This window comes from Actinomyces dentalis DSM 19115 (assembly GCF_000429225.1).
GTDB classification, from domain to species: Bacteria; Actinomycetota; Actinomycetes; order Actinomycetales; family Actinomycetaceae; genus Actinomyces; species Actinomyces dentalis.
This window is the reverse complement of sequence record NZ_AUBL01000093.1, coordinates 1-1,656: the sequence shown is the minus strand read 5'-3', so window position 1 is coordinate 1,656 and position 1,656 is coordinate 1. Positions and strand designations below refer to the sequence as shown.

At 72.2% G+C, this 1,656-nt stretch carries 1 protein-coding gene; it reads left to right on the top strand.

Features of this window, described 5'->3' with window-relative positions; translation table 11 throughout:
- On the top strand, positions 1-1,424 hold a 1,424-nt coding region (locus G446_RS18065), incomplete at its 5' end, for a DUF4132 domain-containing protein (protein WP_156916690.1).
- Between the last annotated feature and the right edge of the window lie 232 nt (positions 1,425-1,656).

Here is a 1,656-nt window from a genome sequence, read left to right as displayed (position 1 = left end):
CCCGTCGCCCCGACCCGGAGGAGAGCCGCGCCCACGCCCAGACCGCCGGCAGGTGGGCCTACGACGGCGCCCAGCAGTGGCTGGCGCAGTGCCGGGCGGATAAGAAGATGGCGGACTCCCTGGAGTGGGCGGAGAGTCAGGCGGCCATCACGTTGGAGGAGCACGTCGCTGCCGCTTATGCCGAGCACCAGCGCACCTATGCGGGGTCGGCGATGGCGGACAAGGGTCTGCTGGCCTTCGCGGTGGGCATGGACGACGGCGAGCTCGCGGGGCTGGTGCGCGCTTTCATGCGCGACAACCCGGGGCGCCGGGCCCAGTTCGACGCCCTGGTGCGCGCCCTGTACGCCAATGGGCAGGATCGGGCGCTGCAGGTGCTGCTGGGTGTTGCGCGGCGTCACAAGATGGCGGGCGTCCAGGCCACGGCGGCCGCCCTGGCGCGGGAGATCGCTTCTGAGCGGGGGTGGAGCGCCGAGGAGCTGGCGGATCGCACCGTCCCGACCGCGGGTTTCGACGGCGACGGCCTGCTGCGCCTGTCCTACGGGGATCGTGAGTTCACCGGCCGGTTGACCCCGGATTTCAAGATCCGCGTCACCGGCCCTGAGGGCAGGAGCCGGGCCGGTCTGCCCGCGCCCCGCGCCGGTGAGGACGCCGAGGTCGTCAGGGCCGCCAAGAAGCGCCTGACGGCGGCGCGCAAGGAGGCCAAGGAGGTTCTGACCCTCCAGTCCGAGCGGCTGTACGAGGCCATGTGCGCCTCCCGCACCTGGCCTGCCGCCGAATGGCGCGAGCTGCTGGCCGGCCACCCCCTGGTGGGCCGACTGGTCACCCGCCTGATCTGGACGGCCGCCCCGCCTGAGGGCGGGCCCCTGACCTTCCGCCCCACGGAGGACGGGGAGCTCATCGGGGCCGACGACGCCGTCGTCGAATTCGAACCGCAGGCCGTCGTCGCCCTGGCCCACCGCGCGCGGCTCACCGACGAGGAGGCGGCCGCCTGGCGGCAGCATCTGGCCGACTACGCGGTTGAGCCCCTGTTCGACCAGCTGAGCGCCACCGTCCCCCGCATTGAGAAGAACCAGAAGGTCCTCACGGACCTCCAGGGGCACATGACCGACTCCTTCACCCTGCGCGCCGCCGCCCTCAAGCGCGGCTACAAGCGCGGGGAGCCGATGGTCGCGGGCTTCTTCGACACCTACGTCAAGGACTTCGCCGCGCTGGGCCTGACCGCGGTACTCGGCTTCACCGGGGCCTGCCTGCCCGAGGAGAAAATCCCCTGCGCCACCACGAGCCTGTCCTTCACCCGCAGGGGCTGCCCGGTACCACTGGACCGGGTGCCGCCGGTGCTGCTGGCCGAGTGCCGCGCCGACTACGCCGCCCTGGCCGCCCTGGGCCCCTACGACCCCGACTGGGAGGTCAGCGCCTCGCCGTGATGAGCGCTCGTCGGAGCCGGGCCCGCCGGATTCGTGTCGTACCCGGTCGTTAGTCTTCGAGCAGTAGGAACCGATCTCACCGGCTGAGTGGTGAAAGCCGGAGACAAGGAGCCCCCATGACCGATCCCTCAGTCCGCGATCTGGTCGACCGGGCGCTGCTGCCGCTCCGGGCGGTGGACGGGGCCCTGCACGATCGCGCGGTCGACTACGTCGTCGACGGCGCCCACCCGCA